The following is a 21,340-nucleotide window of genomic DNA, read 5'->3' on the forward strand; positions in this document are numbered from 1 at the left end:
TTACGTCTCCAAAATTGCTATTGCTGAGATCTGCCGCCCGTAATCCGGCTCGGACAGATGCGTGGTCCTGCGGAAGGAAAAGAAACGCTTGTCATCCGGATAGGTGCAGAGATTGAGATTTTCGGCCCGGACGCCTGCTTTGGCGAGGCGATCCATGGTCAGTTGCTTGAGGTCGAAATAGGCATGGCCATCGTTCTTTGAGGGGGCGAAGTAGTGTTCGTAGTTGGGGTCGAGCCGCTTGAGGTCTTCGACACGCTCCGGGCCCACTTCGTAATTCTCCTGCGCGATGGAGGGGCCAAGTGCGGCAACGATGTTTTCGCGGCGTGCGCCAAGCGCGATCATGCTGTCGATGGTGTTTTCCAATACGCCATGAACCGCGCCCTTCCACCCCGCATGGGCCGCACCAACCACGCCAGCCTGGCTGTCGGCAAAAAGGATCGGCCCGCAATCGGCGCTCAATACGCCAATAATGACGCCGGGCGTCGCCGTCACCATGGCGTCGGCCTGGGGCCTGTTGCCATCATAGGCTTCATCGATCACGACCACGTTAGGGGAGTGGATCTGGTGGACGGTTGCAAGCCGCTCTACGGAAAGACCGAACCATTTGGCGACGCGGCTGCGATTTTCCAGCACCGACTGACGCTCGTCTTGCGAGCCGAGACCGACATTCAGACCGCGATAGATGCCCTTCGAAACGCCGCCTTCACGGGTGAAGAAACCATGGCGTATGCCGTTTTCAGATGCCGCCTCAAGCAATGTGCTCTGAACGGGAAGCGGCAGCGTGTCGTCCTGCATGGGGTGTTCAATCCTTTGCGGTGTCGCCGATTTTTCAGTGATGATTCTGAGCGAGTGTTTCCGATGGGCGCATCTCAAAAAGATGCCGTGCGGCAGATGTGCTCTGCTTCGAATTGACCCAATGTTGGCCCAAGCGGACGGCCTGTGTCAATCTCCTCTCAGGCGTCCGGCACGTTTCCACTCGTCAGCGGGCTCAATCCAGCGCGCGAAATGGCAGCAAATGAAGGGCAGGGCTGGAGACTGCAAGCACTTTGAAAAGCTCGCCCATCTTGCCTGCACCTTCGCCTGCGAGACGGTTGATGGCTTCGGCAATCGCGAGCGTCTGATCCGGCGTCGCGGTGGCCGCCAAAGCCTGTCCGCGTTCCTTGAGCCCGAGGCCATAGAGGAAATCGCCCTGGTGCAGGCAGCCGTTGACATGAACGCCATTTGCCGTTGCCGTCTTTACCAGGCTTTCGAAATCCACATGGCTGGTCAGATCGGCTTCGCCTGGATGGGCAAGCACGGGATCATATTCATGCATTCTAAGTGCCTGCATGGTGTCGCCATAGCCGGACACCATATGGCCGTAGTCGATGATCAGAGCCGTGCCGCTGTTGGCTTGCAGCCTCTCACAGAGTGCAGCCATGACGGCCTCGCGCGCAGGCGAATATTCGAAGATCGTGCCGAGCGCCTGGCGCTCCGGCTGTGGAGGAAGAAGGTCCGGATCGATGCCAGCGACACCTGCGGTGAAGATCAGTTCGTCATCCCCATCAAGGCTGACGACCCGTTCCCTGAAGCCCTGGGGCGTCTTGACGAACTGGCGGATGGGAATAGCATCGAAGAGTTCGTTGGCGGCAATCAGCAGGAAGCCCGCCGGCACGTCGTCGAAGCTCTCGTGCCAGCTGATCTTGCCCTCATGCGCGGCAAGCGTCTTCTGCTGCGTTTCGGTCAGAAGCGGGCTCGTTTCGATGAGATGCACGCTCATGGCGTCATAGAGCGGGGCGGCGATACGCTGGATGACCCGCAGCATATCTGCCATCATCGTGCCACGGCCAGGGCCGATCTCCACCAGCCGGACATTGGCGGGCAGGCCATGACGCTGCCAGGCATGGACCATGAAGACGCCGAGCATTTCACCGAAAAGCTGGCTGACTTCCGGTGCAGTGACGAAGTCGCCCGTCCGACCAAAAGGCTGGCGTGTCTTGTAATAGCCATGCTCGGGATCTGCCAGGCACAGCGAAAAGTAATCGGTGACGCTTAAGGGGCCGTTGAGCCGAATAAGAGACTTGATGCGACGGGCAAGGGGCGTTGGCATGTCACTTATCCGTTCTGGCGGGCACGGGCAGCAAAGCGTGCCCGCAGGATTGCCCAGACGCCGAGCGCGAACATGGGCGCGGAGAGAACCATTCCCATGGTCAGCCAGTTCCCTGCCAGATAGCCAATCTGCGCATCGGGTTCGCGGAAGAACTCCACGAAAATACGCGACAGCGCATATCCGGCAACGAAGGTGCCCGTCGCGGTGCCGGGTGTCTTCAGCGCCTTGAAGGCCCATATCAGTACGGAGAGAATGATCAGCAGCACGATGCCTTCCAGCCCGGCCTCGTAAAGCTGGCTTGGATGGCGGGCGAAAGGTCCGCCGGTCGGGAAGACGACGGCCCATGGAACATCCGTCAGACGGCCCCACAATTCGCCATTGATGAAGTTGGCAATGCGGCCAAAGAACAGGCCGACGGGTGCGACGGCCGCGATGATGTCGAACATGCTCCAGACGGGAATGGCGTTGCGACGGGCAAAGAGGATCATCGCGATCGTCGTACCCAGGAGGCCGCCATGGAAGGACATGCCGCCATTCCAGATTTCGAAGGCGCGGACGGGGTTCGCCATGACCGCAGGCAGATCATAAAAAAGCACGTAGCCGATACGCCCGCCCAGCACGATGCCGGCTGCCGCCCAGATGATGAAGTCATCCAGGTGGACCGGTGTCACGGGCGACTTGTCGCCCGGCCACAGTCGGTCCGTCATGCTCAGTTTACGTGCGTAGTACCAGCCCAGAAGAATGCCGACGACATAAGCGATGCCATACCAGTGAATCGAGATCGGGCCGATGGAAAAGGCGATCGGATCGATATTGGGAAACGGCATGATCGAAAGCGAGGCAAGCGGTGAAAACAAGTCGCGTATTCCATTCTCTTGTTGTTGTCGAAAACACCGGGTTTTCGCACGGCAGGCAGTATTGGCACGATCTTTCCCGCCGGGCGAAAATGGCGGGTGAAAAGGGAGCGGTCAAGGCGATTCTTTGGCGCTTTCACGACTGTCACAAGTAAGGTTACTGCCCGTCATAATCCCGTTTTTGCTTGCAACGCGCCGAGGGAGTGCCTACCTGAAATGCATGAGCCGGATAGAGCAATATGTTTCTCCGGATGAAGACGAGGACACCGCGCCATGAGCACAACCGGAACGAACCGCATTTTCGATGAATTCGCGAAGCTGATGACTGATGCCGCAGGGGCGGCGCAGGGTGTACGCAAGGAAGTGGAACAGGCGTTTCACGCGCAGGCCGATCGTTGGCTGAACAGCCTCGACGTGGTCAAGCGCGAGGAGTTCGATGCCGTGCGCGAAATGGCGATCAAGGCCCGCGATGAGAATGACGCTCTGCGTGCCAGGATCGAAGCGCTTGAGGCAAAGCTTTCCGGAAACGCTTCCTAAGCCAAATCCGATCTTCGATTTTGGACTTCTGTCAGACAGGCCGTGCCCTCAAAAAGGGCGCGGCCTTTTCAATTCGCGTGCTACCAACCGCCAACCTACGCGAGTGCGGATTCGTATCCAAAGAGCAAGCATTTTCATCAGCATTTTTTTTCACTCTGTGGACACATCCAAAAAGCGCAATCGGCAGAGTCGGTTATGACTCCCAACTGATCCGACGCGCCAAGAGATATCCACGGTTCTCCCCGGAAAATGGGACGACGGGGGGTGGCGCTCGGACTCGCTCGTTATAGACTGATTTTAAATGATGATTCGAAACGAACTCGGTAAGCTCCAGACAGGTTCACTGCGTTAATCTGGCGGCGTCGGGCAATCGTCCTAAACTGATGTACCGGCATTTGTATGTGCGTTTTTGTGCTTTCGTGTGCGAAACAGAACATTCATCTCCGGCTGAAAAGGTGCCGTATGAGCCTAATAGAATTCGAAGTTGAACGTCTCTCCAACCCGGTCGATATGATCGAGTTCGTGGCAGCCGCCAACGATTGGTCTTTCGAGCGCTCGGGCGAGGACGAAATTGCCATGACGGTGGAAGGCCGTTGGGCCGACTATCATATTTCGTTTTCCTGGATGGAACAGTTCGAAGCGCTGCATCTCGCCTGCGCCTTCGACATCCGGGTGCCCGACCATCGCGTCAATGAAGTGATCCGGCTTCTCTCGCATGTCAACGGCCAGACGCTCATGGGGCATTTTGACCTGTGGCGCCAGGAAGATGTCATCATCTTCCGCCAGTCGTTGCTTCTGGCAGGCGGTGCCGAGCCGACAAACCAGCAGGTCGAGGTTCTGCTGTCCAGTGCGCTTGAAGCCTGCGAGCAATATTACCAGGCTTTCCAGTTCGTCGTCTGGTCAGGAATGGATGCCAAGGCTGCGATGGATGCGGCCCTGTTCGAGACAGTGGGCGAGGCCTGATACGCGTGCTGTCCTTCGGTTCCAACCCTATCGTTCTCGTCGGCGCCGGCAATATGGGCGGCGCCATGCTTTCTGGCTGGCTGAAGAAGGGCGTTTCCGGCTCTTCGGTGATCGTCATCGATCCGCGTCCTTCCGACGCCATGTCCTCGACACTGAGCCAGGCTGGCGCTCGCCACTGCGAGAGCGCACCGGATAGCGTAACGGCCAGTATTCTGTTTCTGGCGGTCAAGCCACAATTGATGGATGCGGTTCTGCCGGGCCTGAAAGGTCTGGTCGGTGAAGAGACAGTCATCGTTTCGATCGCCGCGGGCAAGACACTGTCGTCCATCGAGAGCCATCTCGGTGAGGCGGCGACCGTGCGTGCCATGCCCAACACACCCGCCATGGTGGGGCGCGGCGTGACCGGTGCTTATGCCAATGAGCGCGTTTCGGCCGACCAGCGTCAGCTGGTGGAAGAGCTTCTGAAAGTCAGCGGCCCAGTGGAATGGGTTGCGACCGAAGGTGATATCGATGCCGTCACTGCCGTTTCCGGCAGTGGCCCCGCTTATGTTTTCTATCTCGTGGAATGCATGGCAGAGGCAGGTCGCAAAGCCGGTCTGCAGGCGGACCTTGCCATGCGTCTCGCGCGAGAAACCGTCGCGGGGGCTGGTGAGCTTCTTTACCAGTCCTCCGACGATGCATCCAAGCTGCGCCAGAATGTGACGTCTCCCGGCGGCACGACGGCAGCGGCACTTTCAGTGCTGATGGCCGAAGACGGCATGCAGCCCTTGTTCGACAAGGCGATTGCCGCAGCCAAGACGCGGGCAGAAGAACTGGCGAACTAAAGCATGTCGCGCAAAAGTGGTCACCGGTTTTGCGATAACGACATGCGACAAAACAAGGACTTAAAGCGTAAGGAGCGAATCTGAAAGATCGCGACACGCGTTAAAAGAGGGACGCGGATGAGCGCTGAGATCACCTATGCGGATTTCGAAAAGGTCGATATCCGTGTCGGCACCATTGTCGAAACGGAAGCCTTTCCCGAAGCGCGCAAGCCTGCCTTCAAGCTGAAGATCGATTTCGGTCCCGAGATCGGGATCAAGAAGTCGTCCGCCCAGATCACCGTTCACTACACGCTGGACAAGCTGATCGGTCGACAGGTGCTTGCCGTCGTCAACTTTCCGCCACGACAGATCGGGCCGTTTCGTTCGGAAGTTCTCACGCTCGGTTTTGCCGATGCCAATGGCGATATCGTGCTCGCTGCCGTCGAGCGCGATGTGCCGAACGGTGAGAAGATGTGCTGAGCGCGCAATGCCGCTAAGATCATTCTGACACGGTCAGGCGGGAATTTTCACGATCACCCGTAGCCCACCCAGCGGGCTGTCGTCCAGCGTCACATCGCCGCCATGGCTTCTGGCGATATCTCTCACGATCGAAAGACCAAGCCCGGTGCCGGATGCATTGAGGTTTCGCGCTTCATCGAGCCGGAAGAAGGGCTTGAAAACATCCTCTCGGGATTCCGGCGGAATGCCCGGGCCGTCATCATCGAAAACCAGGCTGACAGATCGGGGTGCGCGCCGCAGCTCGATGGACAGCGTGTTGGCGTAACGCTGGGCATTGGCGGACAGATTGCCGATCAGCCGCGAAAAGGCATTGGGGCGAACGGAAAGATGTGAGACGCCGTTGAGTTGAAACGTCATCGTCTTGCCGACCATGTGGAAATCACTCTGCAGTTTCTGCAGCAATGGCTCCACTTCCAGTGTGCCGACATCCTCTTCCGCATCATCGCGGGCAAAGGCGAGGTAGGCTTCCAGCATCGACTGCATGTCATCGACGTCCTTGTCGAGGCCTTCCAGATCCGGATTGTCGCTCGCAAGTGCGAGTTGAAGCTTGAAGCGGGTGAGGATGGTGCGCAGATCGTGGCTCACACCGTTCAGCATTGCGGTGCGCTGCTCCATCTGCCGCTCGATGCGTTCTCGCATGAGAATGAAGGCGAGGCCCGCGCGTCTGACTTCATCGGCACCCTTGGGCGAATAGGCGGTGATCTTCTGGCCGCGTCCGAAGCTTTCGGCGGCTTTGGCCAGCGCCAGGATCGGTCGGATCTGGCCGCGCAGGAAGAGGATGGAAATACCCAGCAGAACGAGCGATGCGCCGACCATCCACACAAGGAAAATATGGGTATTGGACGCATAGGTCTGGTTGCGGCGCGTGAAGATGCGCAGCGTCTTATCGTTCAACTGGATGCGGATTTCGACCAGCGATCCATTGCCATAGGTATCGATCCAGAAGGGCCTGCCGATCTGGGCTTTGATCTGATCGGCCAGGATGGAATCGAGGATGGAAAAGAAGGGTTGCGGCCGAGCAGGCGGCAGTTCCGTTTTCGGCTCGATATAGACGCTGAGATCCAGCTTTTCGCGAGCAATATTGATGACCCGCTGATAGTCGTCCTTTTCAGGATCCGTTTCGATCAGTTCGATGATGGCGGCAATATCGCGCGTAACCGCAGCAGACAGACGCTCCGTCACCAACTGCCAGTGTCTTTCCATGAAGACGGCCGCAACGACCGCCTGCAACAGAACCATGGGCAGAATGATGATCAGCAGCGAGCGTGTATAAAGCCCGGTGGGCAGCCAGTGCCGCAGCCACCGCACGAAGAAGCGCCACCCTCGTGCCGGGGCGCTGTTTCGGGCGAAACTCATGAAATCGAGGCTTGCCATAGATCACCTGTCCATCCGGCTCTTTTCCGGACGCGCCAGAAGGGTGTGGTTCAATCCACGCTCAGACGGTAGCCGATGCCGCGCACCGTCTGCAAATAGACCGGATTGGCCGGATCGTCCTCGATCTTGCGCCGCAGGCGGTTGATCTGCACGTCGATGGTGCGCTCCCCAACATCCGCGTCCGCATCCACGAGTTCATGTCTGGGAATGGTGTCGCCAGCGCGCAGCGCAAAGAGCATCATGATATCCAGTTCGCGGTCCGTCAGCCGGATCATCTCTGCACCGCGTCGAAGCTCCTTCTTGTGGAGGGAGAAGTTGAACGGCCCGAAGATGATCTGGTCGATTTTTGGCGTGTCCGGCGAGGTGTTGCGTCGCAGGATATTGTTGATGCGCAGCACGAGTTCGCGCGGATCGAAGGGCTTGGCGAGATAGTCGTCGGCGCCCGCCTCAAGTCCGGCAATCCGCGAATCCGCTTCGGAGCGTGCGGTCAGAAGAATGACCGGCACGGTCTTGTTTTCGTTAAGGGACTTCGTCAGCGACAGGCCGTTTTCGCCAGGCATCATCACGTCGAGGATAAGAAGATCGAACTGGATACCCTGCATCTTGCGGCGTGCTTCGGCGGCGTCTGCCGCAGCGGTAATGCGGTATCCCTTGTCGCTCAAGAAGCGCTGGAGAAGATCGCGGATACGCGCATCGTCATCGACGATGAGAAGATGGGGGGCGTCGTCATCCGCCGGCTGTTTTGGTGTGGCTGTGGCCATCGTCATTCTGCTCCCGTCGGTTCGGCGTCGCGCATTCTGGCGAGAAATTCAAGAACGCAGGTCCTTGCCTCCGTCGACATGCCCTCCAAGGCCCGCGCGATGCGGCGCGACTGCGGATCGCTCAAGGCAAGCGCCAGTTCGCGACCGGTCAATGTTGGGTAGAGCCTGCGCTGGCGACGGTCTTCGGGTCCCGCCATCTGGCGGATGTAGCCGTCGTCAATCAACTGCTTGAGGACCCGTGCGAGGCTCTGCTTGGTGATCTGCAGCGTATCGAGAAGATCGGCGACCGTCATTCCGGGGTTGCGGCAGACGAAATAGACCACACGATGGTGGGCGCGGCCATAGCCGAGCTTCTCCAGAATGGCGTCCGGATCGGAGACGAAGTCCCGGTAGGCGAAGAAGAAGGCCTCAATCGTGTCGAAGTCGATCTTTGCATCATCGACATGGGGCAGGGCCGGAGCCTGTTTGACGGCAGCCTTTTTCAGCGATTGGGCAGGCACTGTTCTTCCTTCACATTACCGAATGTGGACCATCATTATCACGAGATTGGCCCAAATGGTGTCCGACCCGGGCGTCACTCGATCATTTTCTGTTGCGTTCGATAATATGCCGCAGGTTGAACATCAATGCCGAAGCTCGGCCAAGGCATAGGCAATTGCATGCAAGCAAAAGAGCGCGGACGGGCCGCGCTCTTCGCTACTCATATACGGTGGTACTCTACGCGACTTTACTCGTACACGTACACCACGCGGCGCGTGCTTGGTTCAACCAGAACGCGGCGATCATTGACGCGGACGTAGCTGTACTCGTAGTCAGGAATGGCGACTAGTTCCGCGTTGGCAGGAACGGTCGTGCCGATGGCGACATCGCCCTCGACGCGCACGACGTTGCCCGGATGCTGATCGATATAGGTGATGACCTGCTCCGGCGGGTTCACCTCACCGACGCGACCGAGGTTCGGATCGCCTGGGTTCGGCTCTTCCTGCTGAACGCTGGCCGTCTTCTCGTAGGTCACGACCGGAACTTCGATGTCAGCGCGCCGCTCGTGCAGAATGACCGGCGAGCCTTCATACATGACATTCAGGTAATCGGCGTTGGCCCAGCCGCGAACGCCGTTGACTTCAATACGGCACCAGGCGCTGCCTTCGAGGCATCCGTCAAGAACCGCATTGCTGCCGCGCGTGGCAAGGCCCACTTCCGGGTAATCTTCGCCCGGGCCGGACCGCACGGAAATGTCAGATGCCGTGGTGGCAACCATGGCTGCATTGGCATAACCGGCGATCAAAGCGAAAGCGCCGCCAGCAATCATCAGTTTCAGCTTCTTGTCCATCTGTCTCTCTCCTTTGAAGACTGGGGCAAGAACGCAGCTTTTGCTTTTCCGTTCCCGGAATCGTGAACACTATGTTTGAAAAAGCACTATGCAGTCGGTTTTAAGATACTGATTTACTTACTCCTTTAACATTGTCGATAATGCTTTCGAAGCTTTGCTTTTTTTCACATTTCATTGTGCTGTCGCGCATGGGAGTCTATAGGGAGGGCGGTTTTTTGAAAGCAAGAGGTCATCATGGGAAAGTTGCAGGCAGGGATCATTCCGGTCACGCCATTCGAGCAGAACTGCACCATTCTCTTCGATGAAGACACGAAGGAAGGCGTCGTCGTCGATCCGGGCGGAGATGTGGATGTCATCGTTCAGACCGCTGCCGAAAACGGCATCACGCTGAAGGAGATCTGGCTGACCCATGGCCATCTGGATCACGCGGGTGGGGCCAAGGAGTTGAAGGAACGTCTGTCGCTGACGATCACTGGCCCGCATGAGGACGATCGTCCGCTGCTCGAGCGGATTGAAACCCAGGCGCAGAAATATGGGATGACCGGCTTACAGAACGTGCTTCCCGATCGCTGGCTGAAGGATGGGGATGTGGTGTCCTTCGGCGACCACAGTTTCGAAGTCTATCATTGCCCAGGCCATGCGCCGGGCCACGTCATCTACTACAATCGCGCGCAGAGCTTCGCCCATGTCGGCGACGTGCTGTTTAATGGTTCCGTCGGTCGTACGGACCTGCCCGGCGGAAACCACGAGCAGTTGCTCGCCTCCATCCGCGACAAGGTGCTGCCTCTTGGCGACGATGTAGGGTTCATCTGCGGCCATGGTCCGGGCGGGCGTTTCGGTGAAGAGCGGCGCTCGAACCCTTATTTGCAAAATCTCGGACCGATCGGGGCTGCGCCTGCGGCGCCAGGCGGGATTGAGAAAAGTAAAAACTGATAGAGGCGAGGGCACCGCTTCTCAATCAGATCCATAAAAAAACCCGGCATTCCTGCCGGGCTTCAACTAGAAGAGAAAGTCGTTATGGCTCAGCCAGCAATCTGAAGATTGACGGCCTTGGGGCCCTTGCCGCGACGATCCGGTTCCGTGTCGAAGCTCACTTTCTGGTTTTCTGAAAGACCGGACAGGCCGGAAGCCTGTACAGCAGAGATGTGAACAAAGATATCAGCGCCACCATTGTCTGGCTTGATGAAGCCGAAGCCCTTGTCGGTATTGAAGAATTTAACGGTGCCAGTCTCGGCCATGCATCAGGTCCTTTTCGCTCTGCCCGTGTTCAGCTCCAGGCAGCATTACAGTTTTGCCCGCTAGGGCGTACGGCAGGCAGTTCTTGATGTTTGAGAGATTGAACCATCGCCGTGGAAGTCTTGACGTTCTGATCAACGTTTTGTTGTTCCCACCGCTCGAAGTATTGTCTCCGATGCATCTATTTCTAGGTCTTCCCACGCTCGCAAATTGCCCGAACGGCGACAGAGTGATGTGTTTATTTAAAATTGGCAAGCAAAAGTTTTTAGGCGCCAACCGCGATCAATCGGGGGCGTTTTGACGCGTATAACGCGTGGCGCGGAATTTTTTCCCGTCAGGGCGTGGTTAAGAAAACAAAACCATCGTTAGCATTGGAATTTCCGGCAATTTTCGCTCACAGTGATGAAGACTTCATCAACATATGGCTGAGTTCAGGCCATTTCGCCAAGTTTTCGTTGGCGTCTTTTCGTAAGTTCCGGCACCAGTTCCACCAGCAAAATGGCGGCAAAGATGATGGCGCAGCCAACGTAACCCGCCGTCGGGATGATCTCTCCCAGAAACAGGGACGCAAAGAGGGCACCAAACAGAGCCTCGGAGGACAGGAAGATCGCCGCTTGTGGCGCGGTGGTATAGCGCTGGCCGATGACCTGGAGAACGAAGGCAAGACCGGACGAGACGAGCCCGACATAGAGGATCTCGCGGATCGATGCGGCAATCGCCTGGGTGTTGATCGGCTCGAAGAGAGCGCCGATGACCATGCTGAGAATGGCGCAGACGGAAAACTGGGCGCAGGAGAGGGCAAGCGGTCGATTGCTGGCCATAACGGCACGCCCGGCAAGTGTGATCTGCACAGCCCAGAAGAAGGCGCAGGTGATGCTGAGGAAATCCCCTGTCGTCAGACCGCTGAAGGCGCCTCCCGAGAGTAGGAAGATGCCGATCAGCATCATCGTGGCGCCTGGCCAGACGACCCAGTGCGGATAACGCCGATAGATCAGAACGGCGATGACCGGCACGAAGATGACGTAGAGCGCAGTCAGAAAACTGGAGTTGGTGACGGAGGTGGTCAGCAATCCCACCTGCTGTGTGGTTGCACCCATGAACAGTGCCAACCCGACCAGGCCGAAGGCGCGGTATTCCGCCTTGCTGGGTTTTGAGCCCATACGGCGCGTTTCCATGAGCGCGAAAGGCAGGACCGCAAGGGCCGCAACGGCGAAGCGCAAGCCGACGAACCAGAACGGACCGATGGAGTCCATGGCCGTGGACTGGGCGACGAAACCGCCGCCCCAGATCGCGGCAGCAAGAAGCAGTACGAGGTTTGCCTGAATGCGCGTCATTCTTCACCATCAAAGAAGCAACGGCCCGTTGCTTCATCGTCTTGTCGAAAAGGCGATCCGTTACCCCTGAGGCCCGACGAGCAGAGGTGCTCGGTAAAACCGGCGGGGTTGCATGAAGCAGCAGATCTTGACCCTGAAGATGGCGGAGATATCGCTACGTGTCGTAGCAGGTGCCTCGGACAGCCATTTCATCGGTGCTCTATCAGCAAGGGCGGAGTTCGGCAAGGCACGGGCAGGCGCGCTCAGTCACGGTTGCGGCGCAGACGGCTTTCGCGAATGCTGCTGAGCGTCAGGAGCACGCCGCCAACCGCCATGGTGCCGAAGCCGAGCACCACGAGGCCGGTGACGAAGATGCGATCCGATGCCTTTGAAATCGGTGCGCTGGCAATGGCGGATGTCGTCATGGGATCGACCGCTTCCGAAGCGTCGGAAGAGGTCGCAAGACCCGCTGCCATGGTGAGGATGACCATGATGGCCGCAAGCGCCATCCAAAGAGAGAACAGCATCTTTTGTATCTTCAGCCGATCTGCCAAATTCCGGTCATTCGTAAGCATCGCCGTGGTCCTTGTCTCTTCTGCCCGCGTGCCAAAAAGAGGCTTGGAAGTGGACCCCTTGGAGACCGAATTTCGTCAGTCCGGCGTATTTATTGTGGCGAAAAAAAGACACCAGTTAACGAGAGGTTAAGCCTGGTAAATCTGCCGATTTTTTTGGCGTCTGCCCGTTTGTGGCGTCATGACCGGGCTTGCGTCGACACGCTATCTTTCGGGCACGGCCGCGGTTTCATGTGGGCGGGGCCAATCGCCCATTCTGCAACAAAGTAAATACGACTCATCTTATCTTTTGATGGGTTTTGACCTTGAAAGACTTTCGGTCTTTCGACATACCACTTGCCGCAGAGGGCGGCGCTCCGCCTGCAACTTCTCTCGATGTCAACTTCAATAGGACCGATAAAAATGGCCTTCCTTGCCGACATTCTCTCCCGCGTAAAGCCATCCGCCACCATCGCCGTTTCGCAGAAAGCTCGCGAACTTCAGGCACAGGGTCGCGATGTGATTGGCCTTGGCGCCGGCGAGCCGGATTTCGATACGCCCGACAATATCAAGGAAGCAGCCATTGCCGCTATCAAAGCGGGCAAGACGAAATACACGCCTGTCTCCGGTATTCCGGAACTGCGCAAGGCGATTGCCGAGAAGTTCAAGCGCGAGAACGGTCTGGACTACAAGCCCGAGCAGACGATTGTCGGCACCGGTGGAAAGCAGATTCTTTTCAACGCCTTCATGGCAACCCTTAACCCGGGCGACGAAGTCGTTATTCCAGCACCTTACTGGGTGAGCTATCCGGAAATGGTGGCGATCTGCGGCGGCACGCCGGTTTTCGTCAACACCACGCTGGAAGACAACTTCAAACTGAAGCCGGAAGCGCTTGAAAAGGCGATCACGCCGAAGACCAAGTGGTTCATCTTCAACTCGCCATCCAACCCGTCGGGCGCGGCTTACAGCCACGACGAGCTGAAGGCGTTGACCGACGTTCTCGTCAAGCATCCGCATGTCTGGATCCTGACCGACGACATGTATGAGCACCTGACCTATGGCGACTTCAAGTTCGTGACGCCGGTGGAAGTGGAGCCTTCGCTCTATGACCGCACGCTGACGATGAACGGCGTTTCCAAGGCTTATGCCATGACTGGCTGGCGTATCGGCTATGCCGCCGGTCCGTTGCAGCTGATCAAGGCGATGGACATGATCCAGGGCCAGCAAACTTCGGGCGCCACGTCGATTGCCCAATGGGCAGCCGTCGAGGCTCTGAACGGTAACCAGGACTTCATCCCGGCCAACAAGAAAATCTTCGAAGGCCGTCGTGACCTCGTCGTCTCCATGCTGAACCAGGCCAAGGGCATCAATTGCCCGGTTCCGGAAGGCGCGTTCTACGTCTACCCGTCCTGCGCCGGTCTGATCGGCAAGACGGCGCCGTCCGGCAAGGTGATCGAGACCGACGAAGATTTCGTCACCGAGCTTCTGGAAACGGAAGGTGTCGCGGTCGTTCACGGCTCCGCCTTCGGTCTTGGTCCGAACTTCCGTATTTCCTACGCAACGTCGGAAAAGCTTCTGGAAGAGGCCTGCAACCGCATCCAGCGTTTCTGCGCCAATTGCCGCTAAGCCTTGATGGCATTGATGAACAGAAACCCGGCAGCGATGCCGGGTTTTTTATTGCTCGATGAGTTGGTCGATGTCGTCCCAGGCATAGACGATGTTGTCCGAGCGCCAGATCGGCCCGGGGTCGCGAAACTCTCCGATCTTGCGTGCATGGAGCGCTTCGTAAAATCTGCAGGCGGGCTCGTTGCCCTTGACGACGCTGAGGGCAATGGCACCGTAGCCCATCGCTTTGGCGTGAAGTGCCAGGTCCCTTAGAAGACGCTTGCCGATCCCCTGCCGTTGGAAGCTGGGCAGGATGTAGAGGTTCTTGATCTCTGCGCGGGATCCGAAGACCGGGTCCGAGGGTCGGCCGATCGCGCCGATGCCGACAACCTCGCCGCTCACCTCGGCCATCAGAACCAGTTGGTGCGGCTCTGCCTCGGACAGTTTCTTCGTCCAGTAGCGAAGCCGATGCTCCTCATTGAGCGCCGCAATGACGGAAGGGGAGGCCAACTCCCGCATCGTCTCACTCCAGACGTCGACATGGAGACGCGCGATGGTCTGCGCATTGCTCAACTGGGCCCTTCTGACGTCAAACAACCTACGTCCTCACAGCCCAAGAAACAGCAGCATGATGAAGGTGGCAAAGAGGATCAGATGCGTCATGCCTTCGATGGCATTGGTTTCCCCGTCATTGAGATTGATGGCAGCCACGATGAGGGTAATGAAGACCATGACCGTCTGGACCGGCGTCATCGCCATGATGAAGGGTTGGCCGGAATAGAGTGCGATAGCTTCCATGACCGGAACGGTGAGGATGACCGTTGAAAGCGAGGCGCCCATGGCAATGTTAACGACGGGCTGCATGCGGTTGCGCAAGGCGGCACGCATGGCGGTGAGGATTTCCGGTGCTGCCGAAATGGTGGCAACGACGACAGCCATCAGACCCTCCGGTGCGCCGCTTCCTTCCAGCCCATGGGTGAGGAAGGTGGCCATGAATTCCGCCAGAACGCCGATCAGCACCACGCCGACGAGAATGACGCCGATCGAATAGGCGGCCGAATTGTCCTCTTCACTCTCGGCATGTGCTTCACCTTCCGGGGCGGCCTTTTTACGATCTGCACGCGGGTAGCTGTAGCTGAAGAAATAGCTGTGCGGGCCAACCTGCATTTTCAGGAATAGGCCGTAGAGTGCGATCATCGCGACAATGGTGAAGGCGGAATAGAGGTGCCACTTTGCTTCTGGTACGAATTCCGGCACGATCATCGAAATGCCCATGGCCGTCAGGATCATCACGCCATAGGTGCGGCCCGAATCGTCATTGTAGGGCTGCTCGCCGTGACGAAGCCCGCCCAACAGTGCGGCCAGACCAAGGATGCCGTTGATGTCGATCATCACCGCCGAGTAGATCGTATCGCGCACCAGGGTAGGGGAACTCGACTCGCTCATGATGATAGCGAGGATCAGTACCTCGACCGCGACAGCGGACAGGGTAAGGATCATCGTGCCGTAGGGGTCTCCGACCTTTGCCGCGAGGATTTCGGCGTGATGGGCAACCCGCATGGACACCGCGACAATTACGGCAATCAGCGCCGCCGCAACGACGAAGGAGAGTGCCTTGCTTGCTTCCAGCACGCTATGTTCTGCCAGATAGGCGACAATCGCGACTGGAACGGCCAGCAACAGCATACGCTCCTGCTTCAAAGTGGTGGCGACGGACATCTTTCCTCCAGATCTCAGAGCCGTTCGGGCGAATACCGGCTCCGCTGCTGCAACTTTTCGGTCCTGCGCATTTTCACGCCCAACTGTGAGCAGGCGAAAATGCTTCGGGCCGATGATCTTTTCAGTGACAGGTCGAGAGGCGGGTTTGCACTCTTGGCCATTTGGTAGGATAGTGAGCGCGAGGACATGATAACGAAACCGCGATCTCAGTCCTGAAATGCCTGTTTGCGGTATTGGTTGTCAATCTTCTCCAAGCATAACAGGAGGACATGCGCATGACCAAGGTGTGTTATGAAATCGTCGAGCACGATGGCGGCTGGGCGTACCGAATGAACGGTGCCTACTCCGAAGCCTTCCCCACGCACTCCGACGCCGTCCAGGCCGCGAAGATCGCGGCTGCCGAACAGCAGGTTGGCGGTGAGGACGAGGAAATCAGCTATCAGGACGAACGTGGACGCTGGCACGAAGAGTTCAGTCAGGGCGGCGACAGGCCGGAAGCTGAGGTTGTCGATATCTATGCTCAACGACAGGCTGGCACCCCCGGTTGACTTCTCTCAGGGGTCTTAAAGCGTGTCGCGATCTTTCAGATTCGTTCCATAGGCTTCAAGTCCTTGTTTTGCCGCGTGTCGTTATCGCAAAACCGGTGACCACTTTTGCGAGGCCCATGCTTTAGCGCTTGGATGATGGCGCTTCGGGATCAGTCGCTTTTAGATGTGCTTTCAGCCCATCCACCAACGCAGTGAAGACCGCACGGCAGCGTGGCGAGGTTCGAAGATTTTCGTGCATGGCAACCCAGGTGTGGAGTGCCACTTCGAATTCCGGCAGGATGTGCTTTAGCCTCTCATCGCGTTTGGCCAGTCCGATCTGGCACATGCCGATACCCGCACCTGCGCGAACCAGCGCGAGTTGGGCCAGATTGCTATCGGCGCGCGTGGCGAAAGGAATTTGATCGGCGTCGGGGATCGCCGGATTTTCTTTCTTCATGTTCTGAAGGATGGCTCTAATAAAGGGCGTCTTGCGATCGAAGCCGACCAGCCGGTGCCCCTCCAGATCCTCCTTCTTTATCGGCGTTCCCATTTTTTGCAGGTAACTGCTTGTCGCGTGGAAGCCGACGCGAAAATTGCCGACATAGCGCATGACGATCGCATCCTGGACCGGCTCGGTCATGCGAATGGCGATGTCCGCCTCCCGCCGCAGCAGATCCTCGATGGTGTCGGAGAGCGAAAGCTCGATTTCGAGCTTTGGATAGGTGTCCTGCATCGCGGCGATGATGGGTGGCAGGACCTCCACCCCAATCACATCCGAGGCGCTGATGCGCACGGCACCTTCGATCTTGCCGACCTCGCCGGAGGCGGCACGCACAAGCGCCGCTGCGGTCGCAGACAGATTTTCCGCATAGGGCTTCAAGGCAATCGCCGCATCGGTGGGAACAAGGCCATGGGGCGAGCGGATGAAGAGCTGATAGCCGATCGCTTCCTCAAGAGCACCAATATGGCGGCCCACGGTTGGCTGTGTGATGCCGAGCTCTCTTGCCGCCGCTGACAGCGAGCCGTCACGCAGCACGCTGAGGAAGGTGCGGTAATAATCCCAACTGATTTCGCGATCGACTATCATAATTTTTGTATGGCCGGTAAACGTGTTTAGCTAATTCTGTATAGCAATCTTTTCGTCCATGCTCCAGTCCAGAACGATTGCTCAAAAGGATTGGAGTTCATCATGGCAGAGGAAAAAGAGCGCGAGCAGCAAACAGCATTGGTTCTTGGCGCCCGCGGTGGCATTGGCGGGCACATTACCGAAGCTCTGCTTGGACGAGGCTGGAAGGTACGGGCGCTCGTGAGGGATAAGGTGCCAAGCTCTCACCACCCGATGATCGAATGGTGCGTCGGTGACGTGATGATGGCGGAAGATGTAGTGCGGGCCGCGCAAGGCGTCTCGCTCATCGTTCATGCGGTCAACCCACCCGGTTATAGAAACTGGGAGACCCTTGTTCTCCCCATGCTCGATAGTGCCATCAATGCGGCGGAGACAGTCGGTGCGCGCATATTGCTGCCCGGCACCGTCTATAATTTCGGCCCCGATGCGTTTCCCTTGCTGAAGGAGGACAGCCCGCAGAGGCCGACGACGCGCAAGGGAAAGATCCGCGTGGAGATGGAAGACCGCTTGCGCGCGGCATCAACGCGCGGCGTGCCGGTGCTGATTGTTAGCGCCGGAGATTTCTTTGGACCGAAGGCGCGCAACAATTGGTTTAGCCAGGGTCTCATTCAGCCCGGAAAGCCTGTGCGCGCTATCTCCAATCCGGGAAGACCCGGGATCGGCCACCAATGGGCCTATCTTCCGGATGTGGCGGAAACAATGATGCGTCTGCTCGCGCGTGCCGATGAGCTACCACCCTTCGCCGTCTTTCACATGGAAGGCTTCTGGGATGCGAATGGGCGCCACTTGCCTGCCGCTATCGAGCGCGTCGTTGGGCACCACGTTAAGATGAAGCGCGTTCCATGGTGGTTGTTTCGCATCTGCGCACCCTTCGTCCCGCTGTTCAAGGAAGTCCTGGAGATGCGTTATCTCTGGCAACAGGAAGTGCGGATGAGCAACGAGAAGCTTGTGGCGTTTCTTGGCGACGAGCCGTGCACGCCGATCGATGCGGCCGTCTTTGCGACGCTCAAGGATTTGAATTGCCTTGAGCCATATCCTGCCGGCTCAGGGATGGACCTAGCCCGCAACGAAAGCCGCGCACCCGTTTGAGGTGCGCGGCGTTCAATCTATGATCAGGCAAGCGCCGGATAGTCGGTGTAGCCTTCAGCGCCGCCGCCGTAGAAGGTTTGCTGGTTCGGTTCGTTCAGCGGCGCATTATCCTTCAGGCGCTGAACGAGATCCGGATTGGCGATGAAGGCCTTGCCAAATGCGATGGCATCGGCCTTGCCGCTGTCTACGGCTTCGATGGCGGATGCACGGTCGTAGCCATTATTGGCGATCCACAGTCCCTTGCCGCCAGCTTCAACGTAAGCGGCTTTCAGGGCAGCGTAATCGAAAGGCTTGTCGCCCTGCTTGAAATCACGCGGGCCACCGGTTGCGCCTTCGATCACGTGGATGAAAGCAAGGCCTCGGGAGCCAAGCTCTTTCACGACGTAGTTGAAGAGTGGCTGCGGGTCGGTCTCGACAATGTCGTTGGCAGGCGTGACGGGAGACAGGCGAATGCCGGTGCGGCCCGCACCAATCTCCTTGGCAACGATGTCCACCACTTCCAGCAGGAAGCGTGCACGGTTCTCAATCGAGCCGCCATAGTTATCGGTGCGCTGGTTGGTGCCGGACTTCAGGAACTGGTCGATCAGGTAGCCATTGGCGGCATGGATCTCGACGCCGTCGAAACCTGCCTCGATGGCAGCGCGTGCGCCCTTGCGAAAATCTTCCAGGATGACCGGAATTTCAGCGGTGCCGAGTTCGCGCGGCTCGGATGTTTCGGCGAAGGACCCGGTGCCGTCATCGTTGATGATGTAGGTCTTGGACTTTGCCTTGATGGCAGACGGGGCGACGGGCTGGCCGCCATGCGGTTGCAGCGAGGTGTGCGAGATACGCCCGACATGCCAGATCTGCGCGACGATCTTGCCGCCCACTTTGTGAACGCCATCGGTGACCTTCTGCCAGCCTTCGATTGCTTCCTGCTTGTAGAGGCCCGGAACATCGGCATAGCCCTGGCCCTGCTGCGAGACGGGTGTGCCTTCGGTGATGATCAGGCCTGCGGTTGCCCGCTGCTCGTAATAGGTGGCGTTGAGGTTGTTCGGGATCGCACCCGGGGACCGATTGCGGGTAAGCGGCGCCATAACGACGCGGTTTGCCAGGGCGATATCGCCAGCCTGCGCGGGTTCGAACAGTTTGGTCATGGTGCTTTCTCTTCCTGTTGATAGGGAGCGCAGCGATTGCGCCAATACGTCAAAGGGTTTCGTTCAGATAGGCCAGAAACTTGGCGATGTTTTCTTCGTCACGTTCATAGAAATTCCACTGGCCAACCTTGCGCGAGCGGACGAGACCGGCCGCCTGCAAGGCTGCGAGATGGGACGAGACAGTGGACTGCGACAGACCACTGATTTCGAATTGATGTGCACATACGCCCATGCTGAAAGGGTGCGCCTGGTTGAAGTGGTTCTCAGGCTTTTTCAGCCAGTTGAGAAACTTCAGCCGCACCGGATGGGCGATGGCTTTCAATGCGTCTTCGGGGTTCATCTCATTCCTGCATATCTAAACATCATGATATTTATATCGAGAATTTTCGATATCAAGGAATGGTGGGAATTTATCTCAAAAAAAAGGCCGCTGGATTTCTCAGCGGCCGACAGTTTTGAAGGTAAAAACCTCCAGAGGGGAACAGCACCGGACAACTGGAAAGCGTCGGGTGCTGATCAAGATATGGAGGCGGAATACGCTGGAAACAAGGGCAATTTCCCTTAATAATGCATTCAAATCCAGAAAATTATTGCGGGTAAAAAAAGAGGGCCGCCGGATTGCTCCAGGGCCCTTGTAATTGTGAAGGTCAAAAAACCTCCAGAGGGGAACAGCTGATGCGGCGGAACTGGGAGGAAAAGCCGCCGTGTGCATCAGCTATGTGCGATATGATGCTTTTATGGGCAGGCTTCAACTCTTTTTTGTGCAAGACAGGCATGCGTGCTGTGCATTGCTTGCCTGTTTTGTCATATTTTCTTCGCAAGGCTGCCACTGCGCCGAGATGAAATTCGGCACTATGGTACCGCTCATCGCCTTGTATTGGTTCATCTTTCAGGCACTGAGTGACGCGTCAGAAGTTCCAGTTGCGGGCCTTTGCCACGATGAAGTCGCGGAAGGCTTTCAGCTTGGCGGCGTTCTTCATCTCGTCCGGGTAGCAGAAATAGGTATCGAAGGATGGAATATCGGCCGGAAGCGACAGCTGAATGAGACCTGGATCGCGTCCCACAATATAATCAGGAAGGCAGGCAATGCCGATTCCCAGCAGACAGGCGCGCTTGATCGAGGTCTGGCTGTTGATCTGCAGGTGGGCAAGCCGGGTGTTGTCGGATGAGCGCCCGGCATTTTCCAGCCAGTTCACGTCCAGCAGGTAGTTGGGTGCAGGCTCGCCAAACGAGATGATCTTGTGGTTGTCGAGATCCTCGATCGACTGCGGCTCTCCATATCGGTTGATATAGGAGGGCGCGGCATAGACGTGCATATGCACGGTGAAGAGCTTGCGCTGGATGAGATCCGACTGCTGTGGCTGGCGTAGGCGAATAGCGCAATCCGCATGGCGCATGTTCACGTCCAGCTCCTCATTGTCGAGGATGAGCTGGATCGCCATTTCCGGATAAAGCTGGAGAAACTCCTGCACCTTGTCCGTCAGCCAGCCCTGGCCGAGGCCGACGGTGGTGGTGACACGCAGTTTGCCGCTCGGCTTTTCGGTCGTCTCCGTAAGTTGCATCTTGACGGTTTCGAGCTTCAGCAGCACGTCATGCGCAGTTCGATAGAGCAACTCGCCCTGTTCGGTGAGGATCAGGCCGCGCGCGTGGCGGTGAAAGAGCTTGACGCCGACATCCTGCTCCAGCGCGCTGACCTGGCGGCTAATGGCGGACTGGGACAGATGCAGCTTGTCGGCTGCGTGGGTGAAGGATCCAGCTTCGGCAGCCGCATGAAATATGCGCAGTTTGTCCCAGTCCAATGGCATAGG

Annotated in this window: 24 protein-coding genes; 8 read left to right on the forward strand and 16 right to left on the reverse strand. The window is 57.8% G+C overall.

The features are described 5' to 3' along the window. The 3 genes from pgeF to lgt form a co-directional block, all read right to left on the reverse strand. Entirely contained in the window at positions 1-795 is a 795-nt protein-coding gene (gene pgeF, locus ACTJKV_RS07165; protein WP_427928669.1) for a peptidoglycan editing factor PgeF, read from the reverse strand. 193 nt (positions 796-988) lie between these two features. Beyond that, positions 989-2,089, reverse strand: coding sequence for a class I SAM-dependent methyltransferase (locus tag ACTJKV_RS07170; protein ID WP_113261770.1), 1,101 nt, complete (start codon positions 2,087-2,089; stop codon positions 989-991). 5 nt (positions 2,090-2,094) lie between these two features. Next, positions 2,095-2,916 carry a prolipoprotein diacylglyceryl transferase gene (gene lgt / locus ACTJKV_RS07175; RefSeq protein WP_274102275.1) on the reverse strand — a complete coding sequence of 274 codons (822 nt, stop codon included), beginning with the start codon at positions 2,914-2,916 and terminating at the stop codon, positions 2,095-2,097. Between the two features lie 300 nt (positions 2,917-3,216). Between lgt and ACTJKV_RS07180 the strand changes: the two genes are divergently transcribed. The 4 genes from ACTJKV_RS07180 (at position 3,217) to ACTJKV_RS07195 (ending at position 5,726) form a co-directional block, all read left to right on the forward strand. After that, a complete protein-coding gene (locus ACTJKV_RS07180; protein WP_062426406.1) occupies positions 3,217-3,480 on the forward strand; it encodes an accessory factor UbiK family protein in 264 nt (87 codons plus the stop codon). 462 nt (positions 3,481-3,942) lie between these two features. After that, positions 3,943-4,443 (forward strand): YbjN domain-containing protein, encoded by a 501-nt coding sequence (locus tag ACTJKV_RS07185; RefSeq protein ID WP_062440311.1) that lies wholly within the window; start codon positions 3,943-3,945, stop codon positions 4,441-4,443. Positions 4,444-4,451: 8 nt separating this feature from the next. Continuing rightward, the gene (gene proC, locus ACTJKV_RS07190; protein ID WP_440598604.1) at positions 4,452-5,267 is read left to right on the forward strand and encodes a pyrroline-5-carboxylate reductase; all 816 of its coding nucleotides are present in this window, start codon (positions 4,452-4,454) and stop codon (positions 5,265-5,267) included. Positions 5,268-5,384: 117 nt separating this feature from the next. Then, complete coding sequence (locus ACTJKV_RS07195) at positions 5,385-5,726, forward strand: tRNA-binding protein (RefSeq protein WP_274102043.1); 342 nt, start codon at positions 5,385-5,387, stop codon at positions 5,724-5,726. A gap of 33 nt (positions 5,727-5,759) precedes the next feature. On the opposite strand, the gene ACTJKV_RS07200 is transcribed toward ACTJKV_RS07195, so the two are convergent. The 4 genes from ACTJKV_RS07200 to ACTJKV_RS07215 form a co-directional block, all read right to left on the reverse strand. After that, entirely contained in the window at positions 5,760-7,139 is a 1,380-nt protein-coding gene (locus ACTJKV_RS07200) for an ATP-binding protein (protein ID WP_062440317.1), read from the reverse strand. A gap of 50 nt (positions 7,140-7,189) precedes the next feature. Further along, the gene (locus tag ACTJKV_RS07205) at positions 7,190-7,900 is read right to left on the reverse strand and encodes a response regulator (protein WP_062426411.1); all 711 of its coding nucleotides are present in this window, start codon (positions 7,898-7,900) and stop codon (positions 7,190-7,192) included. Positions 7,901-7,902: 2 nt separating this feature from the next. After that, entirely contained in the window at positions 7,903-8,400 is a 498-nt protein-coding gene (locus ACTJKV_RS07210; RefSeq protein ID WP_113327837.1) for a MarR family winged helix-turn-helix transcriptional regulator, read from the reverse strand. 227 nt (positions 8,401-8,627) lie between these two features. Continuing rightward, complete coding sequence (locus ACTJKV_RS07215) at positions 8,628-9,230, reverse strand: DUF1236 domain-containing protein (protein WP_111846842.1); 603 nt, start codon at positions 9,228-9,230, stop codon at positions 8,628-8,630. Between the two features lie 234 nt (positions 9,231-9,464). Between ACTJKV_RS07215 and ACTJKV_RS07220 the strand changes: the two genes are divergently transcribed. After that, positions 9,465-10,163, forward strand: coding sequence for an MBL fold metallo-hydrolase (locus ACTJKV_RS07220; protein ID WP_274102044.1), 699 nt, complete (start codon positions 9,465-9,467; stop codon positions 10,161-10,163). Between the two features lie 89 nt (positions 10,164-10,252). Here ACTJKV_RS07220 and ACTJKV_RS07225 read toward each other — a convergent pair whose 3' ends face one another. The 3 genes from ACTJKV_RS07225 to ACTJKV_RS07235 form a co-directional block, all read right to left on the reverse strand. Next, entirely contained in the window at positions 10,253-10,468 is a 216-nt protein-coding gene (locus ACTJKV_RS07225; RefSeq protein ID WP_003494703.1) for a cold-shock protein, read from the reverse strand. Positions 10,469-10,897: 429 nt separating this feature from the next. Next, positions 10,898-11,800: a DMT family transporter gene (locus ACTJKV_RS07230; protein WP_274102077.1), complete on the reverse strand. Its 903-nt coding sequence runs from the start codon at positions 11,798-11,800 to the stop codon at positions 10,898-10,900. Between the two features lie 242 nt (positions 11,801-12,042). Next, the gene (locus ACTJKV_RS07235) at positions 12,043-12,306 is read right to left on the reverse strand and encodes a hypothetical protein (RefSeq protein WP_130979096.1); all 264 of its coding nucleotides are present in this window, start codon (positions 12,304-12,306) and stop codon (positions 12,043-12,045) included. A 447-nt stretch (positions 12,307-12,753) separates the two neighbouring features. Between ACTJKV_RS07235 and ACTJKV_RS07240 the strand changes: the two genes are divergently transcribed. Then, the gene (locus tag ACTJKV_RS07240) at positions 12,754-13,956 is read left to right on the forward strand and encodes a pyridoxal phosphate-dependent aminotransferase (RefSeq protein WP_062598666.1); all 1,203 of its coding nucleotides are present in this window, start codon (positions 12,754-12,756) and stop codon (positions 13,954-13,956) included. Between the two features lie 48 nt (positions 13,957-14,004). Here ACTJKV_RS07240 and ACTJKV_RS07245 read toward each other — a convergent pair whose 3' ends face one another. Then, positions 14,005-14,508 carry a GNAT family N-acetyltransferase gene (locus tag ACTJKV_RS07245; protein WP_274102078.1) on the reverse strand — a complete coding sequence of 168 codons (504 nt, stop codon included), beginning with the start codon at positions 14,506-14,508 and terminating at the stop codon, positions 14,005-14,007. A 33-nt stretch (positions 14,509-14,541) separates the two neighbouring features. Next, positions 14,542-15,654 (reverse strand): calcium:proton antiporter, encoded by a 1,113-nt coding sequence (locus ACTJKV_RS07250; RefSeq protein WP_274102079.1) that lies wholly within the window; start codon positions 15,652-15,654, stop codon positions 14,542-14,544. Between the two features lie 275 nt (positions 15,655-15,929). Here ACTJKV_RS07250 and ACTJKV_RS07255 point away from each other — a divergent pair, with 275 nt between their 5' ends. Next, complete coding sequence (locus ACTJKV_RS07255; protein WP_274102081.1) at positions 15,930-16,202, forward strand: DUF2188 domain-containing protein; 273 nt, start codon at positions 15,930-15,932, stop codon at positions 16,200-16,202. A gap of 121 nt (positions 16,203-16,323) precedes the next feature. Here the strand turns inward: ACTJKV_RS07255 and ACTJKV_RS07260 are convergent, their stop codons facing one another. Next, positions 16,324-17,268 carry a LysR family transcriptional regulator gene (locus ACTJKV_RS07260; RefSeq protein WP_274102082.1) on the reverse strand — a complete coding sequence of 315 codons (945 nt, stop codon included), beginning with the start codon at positions 17,266-17,268 and terminating at the stop codon, positions 16,324-16,326. 102 nt (positions 17,269-17,370) lie between these two features. Here ACTJKV_RS07260 and ACTJKV_RS07265 point away from each other — a divergent pair, with 102 nt between their 5' ends. Then, complete coding sequence (locus ACTJKV_RS07265) at positions 17,371-18,396, forward strand: NAD(P)H-binding protein (protein WP_274102083.1); 1,026 nt, start codon at positions 17,371-17,373, stop codon at positions 18,394-18,396. Between the two features lie 23 nt (positions 18,397-18,419). Here ACTJKV_RS07265 and ACTJKV_RS07270 read toward each other — a convergent pair whose 3' ends face one another. The 3 genes from ACTJKV_RS07270 to ACTJKV_RS07280 all read right to left on the reverse strand — a co-directional run bounded on the left by ACTJKV_RS07270 (position 18,420) and on the right by ACTJKV_RS07280 (position 21,337). Next, the gene (locus tag ACTJKV_RS07270) at positions 18,420-19,532 is read right to left on the reverse strand and encodes an alkene reductase (protein WP_111846848.1); all 1,113 of its coding nucleotides are present in this window, start codon (positions 19,530-19,532) and stop codon (positions 18,420-18,422) included. A 49-nt stretch (positions 19,533-19,581) separates the two neighbouring features. Then, a complete protein-coding gene (locus tag ACTJKV_RS07275; RefSeq protein WP_062426423.1) occupies positions 19,582-19,872 on the reverse strand; it encodes an ArsR/SmtB family transcription factor in 291 nt (96 codons plus the stop codon). A 568-nt stretch (positions 19,873-20,440) separates the two neighbouring features. Continuing rightward, on the reverse strand, positions 20,441-21,337 hold the full coding sequence (locus ACTJKV_RS07280) for a LysR family transcriptional regulator VtlR (RefSeq protein WP_062426425.1): 897 nt from the start codon (positions 21,335-21,337) through the stop codon (positions 20,441-20,443). Positions 21,338-21,340 lie beyond the last annotated feature (3 nt).

It is taken from the genome of Agrobacterium sp. 22117 (assembly GCF_052045735.1).
Lineage (GTDB): Bacteria > Pseudomonadota > Alphaproteobacteria > Rhizobiales > Rhizobiaceae > Agrobacterium > Agrobacterium cavarae.